The 16,815-nt window shown below is 69.9% G+C and carries 10 protein-coding genes; 2 read left to right on the forward strand and 8 right to left on the reverse strand.

The window, feature by feature from the left end; translation table 11 throughout:
- Positions 1–184: 184 nt before the first annotated feature.
- The 8 genes from tmk to bldG form a co-directional block, all read right to left on the reverse strand.
- Entirely contained in the window at positions 185–3,601 is a 3,417-nt protein-coding gene (gene tmk / locus ACFYPC_RS10975) for a dTMP kinase (RefSeq protein ID WP_388673646.1), read from the reverse strand.
- A gap of 292 nt (positions 3,602–3,893) precedes the next feature.
- On the reverse strand, positions 3,894–6,707 hold the full coding sequence (gene topA / locus ACFYPC_RS10980) for a type I DNA topoisomerase (RefSeq protein WP_388673648.1): 2,814 nt from the start codon (positions 6,705–6,707) through the stop codon (positions 3,894–3,896).
- 236 nt (positions 6,708–6,943) lie between these two features.
- The gene (locus ACFYPC_RS10985; protein ID WP_388673650.1) at positions 6,944–7,141 is read right to left on the reverse strand and encodes a hypothetical protein; all 198 of its coding nucleotides are present in this window, start codon (positions 7,139–7,141) and stop codon (positions 6,944–6,946) included.
- A gap of 486 nt (positions 7,142–7,627) precedes the next feature.
- A complete protein-coding gene (locus ACFYPC_RS10990; RefSeq protein ID WP_388673652.1) occupies positions 7,628–9,166 on the reverse strand; it encodes a methyltransferase in 1,539 nt (512 codons plus the stop codon).
- 416 nt (positions 9,167–9,582) lie between these two features.
- Entirely contained in the window at positions 9,583–10,197 is a 615-nt protein-coding gene (locus ACFYPC_RS10995; RefSeq protein WP_388673654.1) for a small secreted protein, read from the reverse strand.
- Between the two features lie 237 nt (positions 10,198–10,434).
- Positions 10,435–12,840, reverse strand: a complete 2,406-nt coding sequence (locus ACFYPC_RS11000) for a sodium-translocating pyrophosphatase (protein ID WP_388673656.1) — start codon at positions 12,838–12,840, stop codon at positions 10,435–10,437.
- Between the two features lie 320 nt (positions 12,841–13,160).
- A complete protein-coding gene (locus ACFYPC_RS11005) occupies positions 13,161–13,598 on the reverse strand; it encodes an ATP-binding protein (protein ID WP_388673658.1) in 438 nt (145 codons plus the stop codon).
- A gap of 126 nt (positions 13,599–13,724) precedes the next feature.
- Positions 13,725–14,078, reverse strand: a complete 354-nt coding sequence (gene bldG / locus ACFYPC_RS11010; RefSeq protein ID WP_266457251.1) for an anti-sigma factor antagonist BldG — start codon at positions 14,076–14,078, stop codon at positions 13,725–13,727.
- Positions 14,079–14,158: 80 nt separating this feature from the next.
- Here bldG and ACFYPC_RS11015 point away from each other — a divergent pair, with 80 nt between their 5' ends.
- Complete coding sequence (locus ACFYPC_RS11015; RefSeq protein ID WP_388673660.1) at positions 14,159–16,612, forward strand: DEAD/DEAH box helicase; 2,454 nt, start codon at positions 14,159–14,161, stop codon at positions 16,610–16,612.
- Between the two features lie 34 nt (positions 16,613–16,646).
- A complete protein-coding gene (locus tag ACFYPC_RS11020) occupies positions 16,647–16,808 on the forward strand; it encodes a hypothetical protein (RefSeq protein WP_388673662.1) in 162 nt (53 codons plus the stop codon).
- Positions 16,809–16,815 lie beyond the last annotated feature (7 nt).

Raw genomic sequence — 16,815 nt, forward strand, 5'->3', positions numbered from 1 at the left:
CGCCCTTCCGTCGCACTTCGCCTTACCGCGTCCATTGTGCGGGTCGCCACTGACAGCGAGTCCCCGGGCCGAGGATGACTGACAACGGATCCCCTGGCCGGGGACGAATGGCAACGGATCCCCCGGCCGAGGACGAGTGGCAACAGTTCCCCGGCCGAGGAGAAGCAGCGGCGACCGCCGGATCTCAGCGGCGGCGACCGCCCTTCCCCCGCCCCTCGTCCCACTCGTCGTCATCGCGATCACGCGGGCCCAGCAGTTCGTCCGCCAGCGTCGGGAGATCGTCGAGCGGGGTCTCCTCCGCCCAGTCGGGGCGAGGGCGTCGGCGCGGGGTGCCCTCGGCGTCGACCTGGGGCAGTTCGCGGGTGCGGTCCGCGGAATCGTCGGACCGCTGCGCCTGCGTCGGACGCTCGTCACGGAAGTAGCCCGGGGGCACCCGACCCGCGGGATCCCCCGTGGAACTGCCGCCCGCACCCGCGTCCCGAACCGGCGGCAGCACGGCCGTCTCATCGGCCGCACCCGGAGCCACGGGCGGCAGTACCGCCGTCTCGTCCGCCGAGCGCGGGGGTACCTGAGGCAGCACGGCCGTCTCGTCCGCATCCCGCTCAGGCGCAGGCGCAGGCGCAGGCGCAGGCGCAGGCGGCTGCGGCAGCTTCGCCGTCTCCTCGGCGTCGAACCGCGAACCAGCACCTGTGTCCGACCCAGAACCGGGCCGCGAACCAGCACCGGTGTCCGCCCAGGAGCCGGACCGCGTACCGCCCGGGCCCTCATCAGCCCGCACCGGCCGCAGCACCGCCGTGTCATCCACCGCAGGTGCCGGCCTGCCCGACGGCGCCACAATCGGCGTAGGCACGGTCGTCTCGTTGTCGGGCACGGCCGGAACAGAAGCCGACGAAACCGAACCCGGAGCCGAACCCGAACTTGAACCCGAAGCCGGACCCGAGTCCGGTCCGGAAGCCGCGGCCGCGGCCGATGCCGATGCCGAAGCGGCCGCCTCCGCCGCCGCAGCTTCCGCCGCCGCAGCCGCCGCTTCCTCCGCCCCTCTCCGAGCCTCCTCCGCCCGCAGCAACGCTTCCTCGGCCTTCCGCTGCTTCTCCAGGCGGCGCTCCTCCGCCTCGGCGCGCAGCCGTGCCTCCTCGGCGGCCAGCTTGCGCAGCCGCTCCTGCTCGACGGCCCGCGCCTGCTCCTCCGCGAGCTTGCGGATCCGCTCCTCCTCGGCACGGCGACGGGCCTCCTCGGCGCGCTGCCGGGCCTCCTCCGCCTGGCGCTCGGCCTCGCGTCGCTGTGCCTCCTCCAGCTCGCGCTGCTTGCGCTGCTCTTCCTCCGCGCGCAACCGGGCGAGCTGCTCCTGGCGCTCGCGCTCCAGCCGCTCCTCCTCGGCCTTGCGCGCGGCTTCCTCCTCGGCCTTCCGGCGGGCCTCTTCCTCGGCCGCCTTGCGGGCCTCCTCCTGGGCCTTCACCTCGGCCTCGGAGAGGGGCAGCAGCATGTCGAGCCGGTGCCGGACGACGGTGGTGACCGCCTCCGGTTCCTGCGCGGCGTCGACCACGAGGTACCGCCCCGGGTCGGCGGCGGCGAGCGTCAGGAAACCGGACCGCACGCGCGCGTGGAACTCGGCCGGCTCGGACTCCAGCCGGTCCGGCGCCTCCGTGAACCGCTCACGCGCCGCTTCCGGAGAGACATCCAGCAGCACCGTCAGATGCGGGACCAGCCCGTCCGTGGCCCACCGTGAGATCCGTGCGATCTCGGTCGGCGACAGATCACGCCCGGCCCCCTGGTACGCCACCGAGGAGTCGATGTACCGGTCCGAGATGACGACGGCGCCCCGCTCAAGCGCGGGCCGCACCACCGTGTCGACGTGCTCCGCACGGTCGGCGGCGTAAAGCAGCGCTTCCGCCCGGTTCGACAGACCGGCCGACGACACATCCAGCAGGATCGACCGCAGCCGCTTGCCCACCGGCGTGGCTCCCGGCTCCCGGGTCAGCACGACCTCGTGGCCCTTGGCCCGAATCCACTCGGCGAGGGCCTCCGCCTGGGTCGACTTCCCGGCCCCGTCACCGCCCTCCAGGGCGATGAAGAACCCGGAGACGGCCGGCGCCTGTACCGGATCGTCGCCGCCCCGCAGCGCGTCCCGCAGGTCGTGCCGCAGCGGCACCCCTGAGCGGTCGTCGGCCTTGGCCAGCACCAGGGCCGCGACGGGCAGCAGCAGCGCGCCGACCAGCATCAGCGTGAAGGCGGCGCCCCCGTGCGCGAACACGAACTTGCCGCTCTCCAGGCGGTGCGGACCGATCCCGCCGGCCACCAGGGGTGCCAACAGCACGCCGAGCGCCACGAACAGTCGTACGACCGCGTGCAGATGCTCGGTCGTCCGCGCCCGCCGGTAGTCCTCGGCCTCCTGGTCGAGCAGTGCGTGCCCGGTGTTGGCCGCGACGCCCGCGCCTATGCCGGCGAGGCCGACGATCAGCAGCACGGTGGTGACATCAGGGACCAGCCCGGCGGCCAGCAGCGCGACGCCGGTGAAGGCGATCGCCAGCGCGAGCAGCCTGCGCCGCGAGAGCGTCGGCAACACGAAAGCGGCCGCACGGATGCCGATGACGACACCGCCGGTCAGCGCCAGCACCAGCAGTCCGTACGTCACCGGTCCGCCGCCCAGGTCCTTGGCGTGCAGTACGGAGACGGCGACGGCAGCCGCGATCGCCGCGGCGACGGCGGCGCAGGCCAGGACCAGCAGCGGAATCGCGCCCGTGCGGCCCGTGTCGAGGGCCGCGCCCGTCCTGGGGCGGCGCAGGCCCTCCAGAGGTGACCGCGCGCGTGGGGTGCGAGCGTCGGGCAGTTCGAGGAAGGTGAGCACCGACAGCGAGGCGGCGAACAGCCCCGCGGCGACGTACGAGGCCAGCGCCGCCTGGTGCTGACCGAACCAGTCGATCCCGGTGCCGAGCAGGTTGTTGACGAGGGAGACGACGACCAGGGCGGCGGCCGCGATCGGCACCGTCAGGAACCCCGTGCGCAGCGACAGGCGCCGTAGCGCGTCCATGTGGTCCGGCAGCGGGCGCACCGTGGCGCCCTCCGGGGGCGGCGCAGGCAGCAGCGCGGGCGCCGCGCTCTCCCGGCACACCGTCCAGAACCGCTCGGCGACACCGGTCACGAAGGCGACGACGAGGATGGCGGCGAGCGCGTCGCTCGGCGTCCAGTCGATCCACAGAGGCGCGACGATCAGGAGCGCGGCCCGCAGGCCGTCCGCCCCGACCATGGTCCAGCGCCGGTCGAGCAGCCCCTCGTGGGACGTCAGTGAGGTGAGCGGCCCCAGGAGTACGGCTCCGAAGAGCAGCGTCGCGAGAACACGTGTCCCGAAGACGGCCGCCACCGCGAGGGCGACTCCGCGGTAGCCACCGCCGAAGGAACCTTCGGCGATCGCCGCCTGCAGGGCAAGGACGACCAGGACCAGCATGGCCAGGGCGTCACCGACACCTCCCACCAGCTGGGCGCTCCACAGCCGTTTCAGCTGCGGTTGGCGCAGCAGAGCGCGCACGGCGCGCTCGCGGGAATCTGCGACCAGGGCGTCGTCGGGGGCCGGATTTTGGGCCGTTGGCTGCTCGGCTCGCGTCATCCTGACAGCCTATCCGGACCCACTGACTCCCCGAAGAGGTGGCCGAACATACGAACGCCCCCACACCAAAAGGTGTAGGGGCGCACACACGTCACGCACACACCTCAGGCACACACCTCAGGCACACGAGGACGATTGCCGGGACCGCATCCGCAAGCTGCTGCTGCTGCCCGGGCAAACCCACTGCCGGCCCTCCGAAACCGCCGTCAACGCCCCGAAACCGCCGTCAACCCCCCGACGCCGCTGCCGGCCCTCCGAAGCCGCCGCCAGCCCACGGAAACCGCTACTACTACTAACCCTCCGAAGCCGCCGTCTTCTTGGTGGCGGTCTTCTTGGCGGGCGCCTTCTTCGCAGCCGTCTTCGAAGTCGTCGTCTTCTTGGCAGCGGTCTTCTTGGCAGGGGCCTTCTTGGCAGCCGTCTTCTTGGCGGGAGCCTTCTTCGCGGTCTTCTTGGCCGGCGACTTGGCGCGCTTCTCGGCGAGCAGCTCGAAGCCGCGCTCCGGGGTGATCTCCTCGACACTGTCGCCGGACCGCAGGGTCGCGTTGGTCTCGCCATCCGTCACGTACGGCCCGAAACGGCCGTCCTTGACGACGACGGGCTGCCCGCTGACCGGGTCCGCGCCCAGCTCCTTCAAAGGCGGCTTGGCAGCCGCACGCCCGCGCTGCTTGGGCTGGGAGTAGATCTCCAGCGCCTCTTCGAGGGTGATGCTGAAGAGCTGGTCCTCGGCGGTGAGGGAGCGCGAGTCCGTGCCCTTCTTCAGGTACGGCCCGTAGCGCCCGTTCTGCGCGGTGATCTCCACGCCCTCGGCGTCCTTGCCGACCACGCGAGGCAGCGACATCAGCTTCAGGGCGTCGTCCAGCGTCACCGTGTCGAGCGACATCGATTTGAACAGCGAGGCCGTACGCGGCTTGACGGCGTTCTTGCCGGTCTTCGGGGTGCCCTCGGGGAGCACCTCGGTGACGTACGGACCGTAGCGGCCGTCGCGGGCGATGATCTGGTGGCCCGTCACCGGGTCGGCGCCGAGCTCGAAGTCGCCGCTCGGCTTGGCGAGCAGTTCCTCGGCGAGCTCGACCGTCAGCTCGTCGGGGGGAAGATCCTCGGGGACGTCCGCGCGCTGGTGGTTCTCGGAGTCCTTCTCGCCGCGCTCGGCGTACGGGCCGTAGCGCCCGACGCGCAGCATGATGTCGTTGCCGACGGGGAAGGACGAAATCTCGCGGGCGTCGATGGCACCCAGGTCGGTGACGAGCTCCTTGAGGCCGCCGAGATGGTCGCCGTCGCCGTTCCCGGCCTCGGCGGCGCCCCTCGCGTCGCCCTCGCCGAAGTAGAAGCGCCGCAGCCACGGAATGGACTGCGCCTCGCCCCGCGCGATGCGGTCGAGGTCGTCCTCCATCTTGGCGGTGAAGTCGTAGTCGACGAGCCGGCCGAAGTGCTTCTCCAGCAGGTTGACCACGGCGAAGCTCAGAAAGGACGGCACGAGAGCCGTGCCCTTCTTGAAGACGTATCCGCGGTCGAGGATGGTCCCGATGATCGAGGCGTACGTCGACGGGCGGCCGATCTCGCGCTCTTCGAGCTCCTTGACCAGGCTTGCCTCGGTGTAGCGGGCCGGGGGCTTGGTGGCGTGCCCGTCGACCGTGATCTCCTCGGCGGACAGCGGGTCGCCCTCGGCCACCTGCGGCAGCCGGCGCTCGCGGTCGTCCAGTTCGGCGTTCGGGTCGTCCGCGCCCTCGACGTACGCCTTCAGGAAGCCGTGGAAGGTGATCGTCTTGCCGGACGCGCTGAACTCGGCGTCACGGCCGTCGGCGGACGTGCCCGCGATCTTGACGGTGACGGAGTTACCGACCGCGTCCTTCATCTGGGAGGCGACGGTCCGCTTCCAGATCAGCTCGTACAGCCTGAACTGGTCACCCGTCAGGCCCGTCTCGGCCGGGGTGCGGAAACGGTCGCCCGACGGACGGATCGCCTCGTGCGCCTCCTGCGCGTTCTTGACCTTTCCGGCGTACGTCCGCGGCTGCGCGGGCAGGTAGTCGGCGCCGTACAGCTGCGTGACCTGCGCACGGGCGGCGGAGATCGCCGTCTCCGACAGGGTCGTGGAATCCGTACGCATGTAGGTGATGAAGCCGTTCTCGTACAGCTTCTGCGCCACCTGCATGGTGGCCTTCGCGCCGAAGCCGAGCTTGCGCGAGGCCTCCTGCTGGAGCGTCGTCGTACGGAACGGGGCGTAGGGCGAGCGGCGGTACGGCTTGGACTCGACCGAGCGGACCGCGAAGTTCGTGTTCTCCAGGGCGGCGGCGAGCGCACGGGCGTTCGTCTCGTCGAGGTGGAGCGTGTTGGCACCCTTGATCTGGCCGAGCGAGTCGAAGTCGCGGCCCTGGGCGACGCGCTTGCCGTCGACGGCCGTGAGGCGTGCGACCAGCTGCGAGGGGTCGGACGCGTCCCCGGCGCGGCCGGTACCGAACGTGCCCGTCAGGTCCCAGTACTCGGCGGAGCGGAAGGCGATGCGCTCGCGCTCGCGCTCGACGACGAGGCGGGTCGCCACGGACTGCACGCGGCCCGCCGACAGCCGCGGCATGACCTTCTTCCACAGGACCGGCGAGACCTCGTAGCCGTAGAGACGGTCGAGGATGCGGCGGGTCTCCTGGGCGTCGACCATGCGCTGGTTGAGCTCACGCGGATTGGCGACGGCGCTGCGGATCGCATCCTTGGTGATCTCGTGGAAGACCATCCGGTGGACGGGAACCTTGGGCTTCAGGACCTCCAGGAGGTGCCACGCGATGGCCTCGCCCTCACGGTCCTCATCGGTGGCGAGGAAGAGTTCGTCGGAGTCCTTCAGCAGGTCCTTGAGCTTCCTGACCTGGGCCTTCTTGTCAGCGTTGACCACGTAGATCGGCTGGAAGTCGTTGTCGACGTCCACGCCGAGGCGGCGCACCTCGCCGGTGTACTCCTCGGGCACCTCCGCGGCGCCGTTGGGAAGGTCACGGATGTGCCCGACGCTCGCTTCGACGACATAGCCGGGGCCGAGATAGCCCTTGATCGTCTTCGCCTTGGCAGGCGACTCGACGATGACGAGTCGGCGGCCGCCGTGTGCGGTGTCGCTGGTCGGGGACAACTTCGCTCTTCTCTCCGGTCGACGCGGGGAATCTCCCCAGGCCTTGCTCCCGGGGGTCGGATGGTGCTGACGCTGCGGAGTGTGACGGTACATCCCGCCCCCGTGTCAAACGGGAAAAGCCCGCAACGGCCACTCGAACGGTAACCCGACTACCGCCATTCCTGCCGCCCGGAGTACGGACCAGCCGTTTCGGCCCTATCCGGAGTGTGACCTCCTAGTTACCCAAGCCGTCGCCCTCACGCGCGCGTGATGCACCACATCGCGAGCGCCAATGCACCCACTCCGGCGACGCTCACCAGCGTCGCCGATGCGACGCGGTTCACACCGACGGCGACGGGCTCGCCGTGGCGCAGCCTGGTCGCGGTCCAGGCCAGCAGTCCGCCTCCGAACAGCGCGAACACCGCCCCCGCGAAGATCGCCGGTCCACTTTCCACGGTTCAGTCCTTCCGCCCGAGTCTTCAGGGTCGGGACGCTGACAGGCCCCGACAGCGGACATACGAACCCCTGATGAACGCCGGGCGGCCGACACCCGACACCCCATGAGCCCCTCCGGCCGCGCCACGCGTGCGCCCCTGAGTACGGCACGGTGCGTCACGGACCCATCGCGCCAACTCGTCTCGAACTTGTTGCTTCCGGACTCGAATTCCGGGGCCGTACGCGCTCAGCGATCGGGAACCGTCACATTCAGCTGCGCGATCAGGAGTCGCCGCGGGCACGATGCCGCAGGCTCACCCTCAGCCTTCAGCCCTGCTCAGCCTTCAACCCTCCTTATTCCTCAGCCCTCCTTATCCCTCATCACCTCGCGGGTAGCCGTCATCACCTCGCGGGTAGCCGTCATCACCCCCGGGGTAGCCGTCATCAGCCCCCGGGTAGTCGTGATCAGCCCCCGGTAGTCGTCGTCACCGCGCGGGTAGCCGTCATCACCCCGCGGGCTCAAGGAACCCTTGCTCCACCAGCAGCCTGATCTGCGCGGGCGTCCGGTCCCGCAGCAACACCGGATCCTCGCCGACCAGTTGGGCGATGGCGTCCAGAATCCGGCCGGCGCTCAGTGTGCCGTCGCACACACCGGCGAAACCCGCGCCGACCGTGTCGACCTTCGTGGCCCGGCGCATCCCGCGGTTCTGGCGCAGCACCACATGCTCCGGGTCCTCGGCGCCCGGCAGCCCCACCTGCTCCTGGACGACCTCGACCGCGAGCCTGAAGTGCTCGGCGAGCAGGGCGGCGTCATCGTGCGCCCGCAGGTAGTCGACGCGGGCGAAGTGCGCGCGCACGGCCTCGCCGAGGGGCTGTTCGACGGGGTGCGGCCACTCCTCGACCGTGATCGAGGGCTGCGCGGCCGGGGCCTTGCGCAGCGTGATCCACCCGAAGCCGACCGCCTTCACCTTGCGGGCCTCGAACTCGTCCAGCCAGGCGTCGTACCGCGCCTGGTACTCGGCGGGATCCACCCGATGGTCGCCCGCGTCGCGCAGCCACAACTCGGCGTACTGCGTGACGTCCTGGACCTCGCGCTGCACGATCCACGCGTCACAGTCGCGCGGCACCCACGACCGGAGCCGGTCCTGCCACTCCTCGCCCTCCACATGCTGCCAGTTGGCCAGAAACTGCGCATACCCCCCGTCTCTGAGACGCGCCCCCGCCTGCTGAACGAGCGTCCTGCACAGATCGTCCCCGCCCATTCCGCCGTCGCGGTAGGTGAGCCGGGCGCCCGGCGAGATCACGAAGGGCGGGTTCGAGACGATCAGGTCGTACGTCTCGTCGGCGACCGGCTCGAAGAGCGAGCCCTCCCGCAGCTCGGCGGCCGGGGCGCCGGAGAGGGCGAGGGTGAGCGCGGTGATGTGCAGTGCGCGCGGGTTGACGTCGGTCGCGGTCACGCGCGTGGCGTGCTGAGCGGCGTGCAGGGCCTGGATCCCGGAGCCGGTGCCGAGGTCGAGGGCGGACTCCGCGGGCGCACGGACAGTGATGCCCGCGAGGGTCGTGGAGGCGCCGCCCACGCCAAGTACGACGCCTTCGTCCCGGCTGCTGATGCCGCCCGCACCGCCGACGGCACATCCCAGGTCGGACACGATGAACCAGTCCTGCCCGTCGGCTCCGCCATAGGGCCGGATATCCACGGTCGCGGCGACCTCGTCCCCGCCCACCCGCGCCAGCCAGCCACTCTCCACGCAGTCCCCGACCGGCAGAACGTCCGCCACGCGCTCGTGCGGCACGGGCTGCTGCAGCAGGAAGAGCCGTACGAGCATCTCCAGCGGCGTGTCCCCCCGGGTGGCCCGGAGCGCGGGCACGGTCTCGCTGCGCGCCAGCGCCGCGTACGCGGGAGCGCCGAGCAGATCGAGCAGACCATCGGCGGTGAAGGCCGCCCCGAGCAGGGCGTCACGCAACCGGGCGGCGACGTCGGTGCGGTCGGACGAGGGCAAGGACGAGGGCAAGGGTGACTGGCTGGTGTGGCTCACGTCCCCCATTGTGGCCGCTCCCGCCGACGGGCGCGTGCGCCTGTGGACAGCCCCGTCGACCACACGCACACCTGTGGACAAGTCCGTGCCGATCCCGCGTAGACCTGTGGACAGCCGACCCGGCGCAAGGCACACGAACGACGCCGCACCAGGCACACGACGGACGGCCGCACCAGGGACACGGACAGCGCCACGCAGGCAGACGCCCCCAGCACCCCCCGCGCCCGGCACCCCGGCACAGCACACAACACACATCACACAGCCGAGGCCACACAGGCCCACACCCCACCCCCGGCACCCGCAAGCCACACATCCGACACCCCAGCACACCCCGAAGGCCCGGCACGCGCGCGTACCGGGCCTTCTTTCGGTTGACGAAGGATCGCCCTCCCGGGATCAGCCCGGCAGTGTCGGCCTCGTCCGGGTCAGCCCTCGGTCGACGAAGGCGAGGCGGCCGAGGAGGCCGGGGCGGAGGCAGGGGTGGACTTGCAGCTCTCCTGCGTGGCCATGGCCTTGCCGACGTCTCCCTCTTCGAGCTTCTTCAGGGCGTCGTTCCCGCTCTTGCCCAGCTCGCCCAACTGCTCGGCGACCCCGCTGAGTCCGTCCGCGAACTTCGCCTGGTCCTTGGTGTCGAGGGCGTCCGACTGCTTCACCAGCTCGGCGTAGGACGCGGAGAGACCGTTGAGCTCCTTGACCGCGTCCTCCTGCTTCTTCTTGCCGTCGTCGACGTCCGGGGGCCCGACGTTCGCGATGGCGGTCGCCATCGTCTTGTAGGCGTCGGAGATGTCCTGGAAGCCCGTGGAGTCGGCCTTCTGCACCTCTTCCGGCGTGCTGTCGTCCGAGGTCTCCTGCTGGATCTGGGCGTTGGCCGCCGCGATCTTCTGGATCTGCGGCTGCACCGCGACACAGACCTCCTTGGCCCAGGAGTTCAGCTTGTCGTTGGTGTCGTCGCTGCTGCATCCCGACAGCGCCAGTACCAGTACCGCACCGCCGGACAGTGCGGCCGCGAGCTTCTTGTTCACCGGATTGGTCCCTTCCATGGCTCTCGGCCCCGGAACATACACGGCATGCGCGCGACATTCGCACGTCGAATGTCGGCTTTAATACTTTCTGAAGCCATTTGCACCAAGGGAGAGAAGGCTCACGGAGAAGGTGTGAACACAGACAAGGCGGGCGGACGGCACATGCGTACGCGCCGTCCGCCCGCTACTTGTGCGGATCCTATGGGCTCCCTGCGGAACCCTGACCAGGTGCGCGACCGGGCGCCACCGGACTCCCTACGGCACCACCGCGGGGTCGGCCGACTTGGTCACCCTTTCCGCGTCGCCTTCGTCACCAACGGCGATCCCGCGCCGCTTGGAGATGTACACCGCGCCGATGATGACAAGGAACGAGAGCACCGCGATCAGCACCCGCATGCCCACGCTCTCGTCGTCGCCGTACGAGAACTTGACGACCGCGGGCGCGATGAGCAGCGCCACCAGGTTCATCACCTTCAACAGCGGGTTGATCGCGGGTCCCGCGGTGTCCTTGAAGGGGTCGCCGACGGTGTCGCCGATCACCGTCGCGGCATGTGCCTCGCTGCCCTTGCCGCCATGGTGACCGTCCTCGACGAGCTTCTTCGCGTTGTCCCAGGCACCGCCCGAGTTGGCGAGGAAGACCGCCATCAGCGTGCCGGTGCCGATCGCGCCCGCCAGGAACGAGCCGAGCGCGCCGACGCCGAGCGTGAACCCGATCGCGATCGGCGTGAGTACGGCGAGCAGACCGGGCGTGGCCAGTTCGCGCAACGCGTCCTTGGTGCAGATGTCGACGACACGCCCGTACTCGGGTTTCTCGGTGTAGTCCATGATCCCGGGGTGCTCGCGGAACTGCCGCCGCACCTCGTAGACCACGGCCCCGGCGGACCGCGAGACCGCGTTGATCGCCAGCCCCGAGAAGAGGAAGACGACCGCGGCGCCCGCGATGAGACCGACCAGGTTGTTGGGCTGGGAGATGTCCATCATCAGGTTCATCGGTGCGCCCGGTCCCGAGACCTTCTCGCCGACTTCGTTCGCGGCCGTGAGGATCGCGTCGCGGTACGAGCCGAAGAGCGCCGAGGCCGCGAGTACGGCGGTGGCGATGGCGATGCCCTTGGTGATGGCCTTGGTGGTGTTGCCGACGGCGTCCAGGTCGGTGAGCACCTGTGCGCCCGCGCCCTCGACGTCACCGGACATCTCGGCGATGCCCTGCGCGTTGTCGGAGACGGGCCCGAAGGTGTCCATCGCCACGATCACGCCGACCGTGGTGAGCAGACCGGTGCCGGCGAGGGCCACGGCGAAGAGCGCCAGCATGATCGACGTACCGCCGAGCAGGAAGGCCCCGTACACGCCGAGGCCGATCAACAGGGCGGTGTAGACGGCTGATTCCAGACCGATGGAGATACCTGCGAGGACGACGGTGGCAGCGCCGGTGAGCGAGCTCTTGCCGATGTCCCGTACGGGACGGCGGGTCGTCTCGGTGAAGTAGCCGGTCAGTTGCTGGATCAGCGCGGCCATGACGATGCCGATCGCGACGGCGACCAAAGCGAGGATCCGCGGGTCGCCGGCCTTGGCCGAGATCGCGACGTCCGTGATGCCGTCGAGGTCGGCGTACTTCCCCGGGAGATAGGTGTAGACGGCCACGGCCACGAGCACGAGCGAGATCACCGCGGAGATGAAGAACCCGCGGTTGATCGCGGACATGCCGCTGCGGTCGGAACGGCGGGGCGCCACCGCGAAGATGCCGACCATCGCGGTGAGTACGCCGATCGCGGGCACGATCAGCGGGAACGCGAGCCCGGCGTCGCCGAAGGCCGCCTTGCCGAGGATCAGCGCGGCCACCAGGGTCACGGCGTACGACTCGAAGAGGTCCGCGGCCATGCCGGCACAGTCGCCGACGTTGTCGCCCACATTGTCGGCGATGGTCGCGGCATTGCGAGGGTCGTCCTCCGGAATGCCCTTCTCGACCTTGCCGACCAGGTCGGCGCCGACGTCGGCGGCCTTGGTGAAGATGCCGCCGCCGACACGCATGAACATCGCGATCAGCGCGGCACCGAGGCCGAAGCCCTCCAGGACCTTCGGAGCGTCGGCGGCGTACACCAGCACCACACAGGAGGCGCCCAGCAGACCGAGCCCCACCGTGAACATGCCGACGACGCCACCCGTACGGAAAGCGATCTTCATGGCTTTGTGCGAGACGGCGGTGAGATCCTTTTCGGGCTCACCCTCCGCCGGAGTCGCTTCCCTTGCCGCGGCGGCCACGCGGACATTGCTCCGTACGGCGAGCCACATACCGATATAACCGGTGGTCGCCGAGAACGCCGCGCCGATCAAGAAGAAGATCGACCGTCCGGCACGCTGATTCCAGTCGTCCGCAGGAAGCAGCATGAGCAGGAAGAACACCACGGCGGCGAATACCGCGAGGGTGCGCATCTGCCGTCCCAGGTAGGCATTCGCGCCCTCCTGGATCGCCCTTGCGATCTCCTTCATGCTGTCTGTGCCCTCGCCCGCCGCAAGCACCTGGCGTACCAGGACCCCGGCGACCACGAGCGCCGCGAGCGCGACGGCCCCGATGACCATCACGATGAGACGGTTGTCGTCGGTCAGTACTGCCGCTGCGAAGGTTGTGGACTGGTCAAACTTCTGAGGGGTAGAAAGCCCCGCCATTCGTCCTCCTTGACGCTTGGACCGAGCTCAAGATGTGGACGGATTGTAGGTACCGGAACCTGATCAAAACAGTGGGCGGTAAACGGAATCAACCTTCGCATGCTCTTCAGCAAATGATCGCCCGGTGCCCATGGGCCCCAAAAGAGGTAATGCCCCAAAACCGTTGACACTTGATCAAATAATCGCGCAATTGATCGTGAATAAATTCACGAAAAGGCCGCGTCATGAGAGGGCAGGAGTACCGGGGCATGCAAAAGGGCCCTGCTGAGCAGGGCCCTTTTGGTTTGCTTAAGCGATTACGAGGGGCTACGGGGATCCGCTCAGGGAGCGAGCGTGGCCGGCGGCGTGGTCGGCCAGCTCATCCTGATCAGTCCGCCGTGCTCCCCTGCGGTGACCTCGACGTCGTCGACGAGGCCGCTGATGACAGCGAGCCCCATCTCGTCCTCCTCGGTCTCCGTGTCGGAGTCGCCGTGGGGTGCGCCGGGCACCGACTCACCGGGAGCCGTGCGCGGCGCTTCGTCGCCGACCTCGATGGAGAACTGCTTCTCCTCCTCGATCAGCAGCACCCGCACCGGCGCCGAGATGCCGCTGCTCTGGTGCAGCCCGACGGCGCGGGTGCAGGCCTCGCCGACGGCGAGTCTGACCTCGTCGAGTACCGCCTCGTCCACTCCGGCCCTGCGCGCCACCGCTGCCGCCACCAGTCGGGCGGTCCTGACGTGCTCGGGCAGCGCGCTGAAGCGGAGCTCAACGGTGGCCATGCATCCCCCTCAGCTACGGGCGTGCTGTCGGAGGGCCGGGCCACCCGGGCCCGGACCCCCTCTGTTGCTTCTGCCGTCATGGGCGCGCGACTTCTGCCGTCCGTCGGCTCACGGCCCGCGGACGGGTCAGTCGGTGGCGTTCACCGCTTCCTCGACCGAGGTGTGGATCGGGAACACCTTGGTGAGGCCGGTGATACGGAAGATCTTCAGAATGCGCTCCTGGTTGCAGACCAGGCGCAGCGAGCCCTCGTGGGCGCGCACACGCTTCAGGCCGCCCACAAGGACGCCGAGCCCGGTGGAGTCGAGGAAGTCCACGCCCTCCATGTCGACGACGAGGTGGAAACTGCCGTCGTTCACCAGCTCGACCAGCTGCTCGCGCAGCTTGGGCGCGGTATATACATCGATTTCGCCACCGACCTCGACGACCGTACGGTCGCCGTTAGGGCCGGACACACTGCGAGTCGACAGAGACAGGTCCACGAATCCTCCAGCACCTTGCTATCGAGCGGTCGCCCCACGGGACACCTCGGCGGAGCCCCCGGGACGGTTCGCCAGCCGCGATGGCATTCAATCACTTACCGGCAGGCGTGCACGACGCCTTGGCTCCATTGTCCGTCATGCCGGTGACACACTCGATGCCGATGGCCAAGAATCACCGATCCGATCGACCCTCGACGGACACCGCTTCCCGCCCCTCGCCGAGCACGGTCCTGGACCGGCTCGCCTCGGGGCCGAGCCGGGCTTCGCGCATCACTCATACGGAGCACTTGCCCCCTCGTGCGGGTCGCCATGCCGTCTGGCCCGACCGGATCCGCTCGGAGGTCATCGCCGCGGTGCAGGCCGCAGGCATCGAACACCCCTGGTCCCACCAGGCTCTGGCCGCCGAACACGCCTTGGACGGCGAGTCGGTGATCGTCGCCACGGGCACCGCCTCCGGCAAGTCCCTGGCGTACCTCGTGCCGGTCCTGTCGGCCCTCCTGGACGGCTCCGAGTCTCCGAACGGCCGCGGCGCGACCGCCCTCTACCTCGCCCCGACCAAGGCCCTCGCCGCAGATCAGCGCCGATCTGTGAAGGAACTTTCACAACCTCTGGGAAACGCCGTACGCCCAGCCGCCTACGACGGGGACACGCCCTTCGAGGAACGCGAGTGGGTGCGCCAGTACGCCAACTACGTCCTGACCAACCCCGACATGCTGCACCGCGGCATATTGCCCTCCCACCCCCGCTGGTCCTCCTTCCTCCGTGCCCTGCAGTACGTCGTCATCGACGAGTGCCACACCTACCGCGGTGTCTTCGGCTCCCATGTCGCCCAGATCCTGCGCCGACTGCGCCGCCTGTGCGCCCACTACGGCGCCTCCCCCGTCTTCCTGCTGGCCTCCGCGACCGCAGCCGAGCCCTCGGTCGCCGCACGCCGTCTGACGGGCCTGCCGGTGGTCGAGGTCGCCGACGATGCCTCCCCGCGCGGCGAGCTGGTCTTCGCCCTCTGGGAACCCCCTCTCACCGAACTGCACGGCGAAAAGGGTGCCCCCGTCCGCCGTACCGCCACCGCCGAGACCGCCGACCTCCTCACCGACCTCACCGTCCAGGGCATGCGCTCGATCGCCTTCGTACGTTCCCGCCGCGGCGCCGAGCTGATCGCGATGATCGCCCAGGAACGCCTCGCCGAGATCGACCGCTCACTGGCCCGGCGAGTGGCCGCCTACCGCGGCGGCTACCTCCCGGAGGAACGCCGCGCCCTCGAACGCGCCCTCCACTCCGGCGAACTCCTCGGCCTCGCCGCCACCACCGCCCTCGAACTCGGCATCGACATCTCCGGCCTCGACGCGGTCGTCATCGCGGGCTACCCAGGCACCCGAGCATCACTGTGGCAGCAGGCGGGCCGCGCCGGCCGCTCGGGACAGGGCGCGCTGGCGATCCTCGTCGCCCGCGACGACCCGCTGGACACCTTCCTGGTCCACCATCCCGAGGCCCTCTTCGACCAGCCCGTGGAGTCCACCGTTCTCGACCCCGACAACCCGTACGTCCTCGCCCCGCACCTGTGCGCAGCCGCCGCCGAGATCCCGCTCACGGACGACGACTTGAAGCTCTTCGGCCCGGCGGCCGCCGGTCTGCTGCCCCAGTTGGAGGCCGCGAAGCTGCTGCGCCGCCGGACGAAGGCCTGGCACTGGACGCGCCGGGAGCGGGCCGCCGACCTGACCGACATCCGCGGTGAGGGCGGCAGCCCGGTGCAGGTCGTCGAGGCAGGCACCGGCCGGCTGCTCGGCACGGTCGACGCGAGCGCCTCGCACACGACGGTCCACGAGGGCGCGGTCCACCTGCACCAGGGCCGCACCTACCTGGTACGCAAGCTGGACCTGACGGATTCCGTCGCCCTGGTCGAGGAGGCCAACCCGCCGTATTCGACGGTCGCCCGCGACACCACCGCCATCTCCGTCCTGGAGACGGACGTCGAAGTCCCCTGGGGCCACGGCCGGTTGTGCTTCGGCTCCGTCGAAGTCACCAACCAGGTCGTCTCCTTCCTGCGCCGCCGCGTCATCACCGGTGAGGTCCTGGGCGAGACGAAACTCGACCTCCCTCCTCGTACGCTGCGAACCCGTGCCGTGTGGTGGACGGTCACCGAGGACCAGCTGGACGCGGCCCGGATCAACCCGGAGATCCTCGGCGGCGCCCTGCACGCGGCCGAGCACGCCTCCATCGGCATGTTGCCGCTCTTCGCCACCTGCGACCGCTGGGACATCGGCGGCGTCTCCGTCCCGCTGCACCCGGACACCCTGCTGCCCACGGTCTTCGTGTACGACGGCCACCCCGGCGGCGCGGGCTTCGCGGAGCGCGCCTTCCACACCGCCCGCGCCTGGCTCACAGCCACCCGCCAGGCCATCGCCTCCTGCGAGTGCGAGGCCGGCTGCCCGTCCTGCATCCAGTCCCCCAAGTGCGGCAACGGCAACGATCCCCTGCACAAACGGGGCGCTGTGCGATTGCTCACGGAGCTGCTGCGGGAGGCGCCGGAGACCTAGCCCCCTCGCCTAGCCCCTCGCCTGGACCTGCAACATGATGCGCAACGTCGGCGGCCGCAAACGGCGCGCAGACCACTACGCCCGCCTGTTCGCCGACACGGGCCTCACCCCCTTCGGGGTCGTGCACCGCTTCTTCTGGACGTGCAGCGCGCTGCACGTCCGCCGGAGGGGGCCGACGAACAACGGATCCATTTGAGGCGGTT

Origin of the sequence: Streptomyces sp. NPDC005808, from assembly GCF_042871385.1 — a bacterium.
Classification (GTDB): Bacteria; Actinomycetota; Actinomycetes; order Streptomycetales; family Streptomycetaceae; genus Streptomyces.

What these genes read in the sequence shown, in the direction of transcription:
- tmk (WP_388673646.1), bottom strand. Translation starts at nt 3,601, where the DNA reads ATGACGCGAGCCGAGCAGCCAACGGCCCAAAATCCGGCCCCCGACGAC.
- ACFYPC_RS10990 (WP_388673652.1), bottom strand. Translation starts at nt 9,166, where the DNA reads ATGGGGGACGTGAGCCACACCAGCCAGTCACCCTTGCCCTCGTCCTTG.
- ACFYPC_RS10995 (WP_388673654.1), bottom strand. Translation starts at nt 10,197, where the DNA reads ATGGAAGGGACCAATCCGGTGAACAAGAAGCTCGCGGCCGCACTGTCC.
- ACFYPC_RS11000 (WP_388673656.1), bottom strand. Translation starts at nt 12,840, where the DNA reads ATGGCGGGGCTTTCTACCCCTCAGAAGTTTGACCAGTCCACAACCTTC.
- ACFYPC_RS11005 (WP_388673658.1), bottom strand. Translation starts at nt 13,598, where the DNA reads ATGGCCACCGTTGAGCTCCGCTTCAGCGCGCTGCCCGAGCACGTCAGG.
- ACFYPC_RS11015 (WP_388673660.1), top strand. Translation starts at nt 14,159, where the DNA reads ATGGCATTCAATCACTTACCGGCAGGCGTGCACGACGCCTTGGCTCCA.
- ACFYPC_RS11020 (WP_388673662.1), top strand. Translation starts at nt 16,647, where the DNA reads ATGATGCGCAACGTCGGCGGCCGCAAACGGCGCGCAGACCACTACGCC.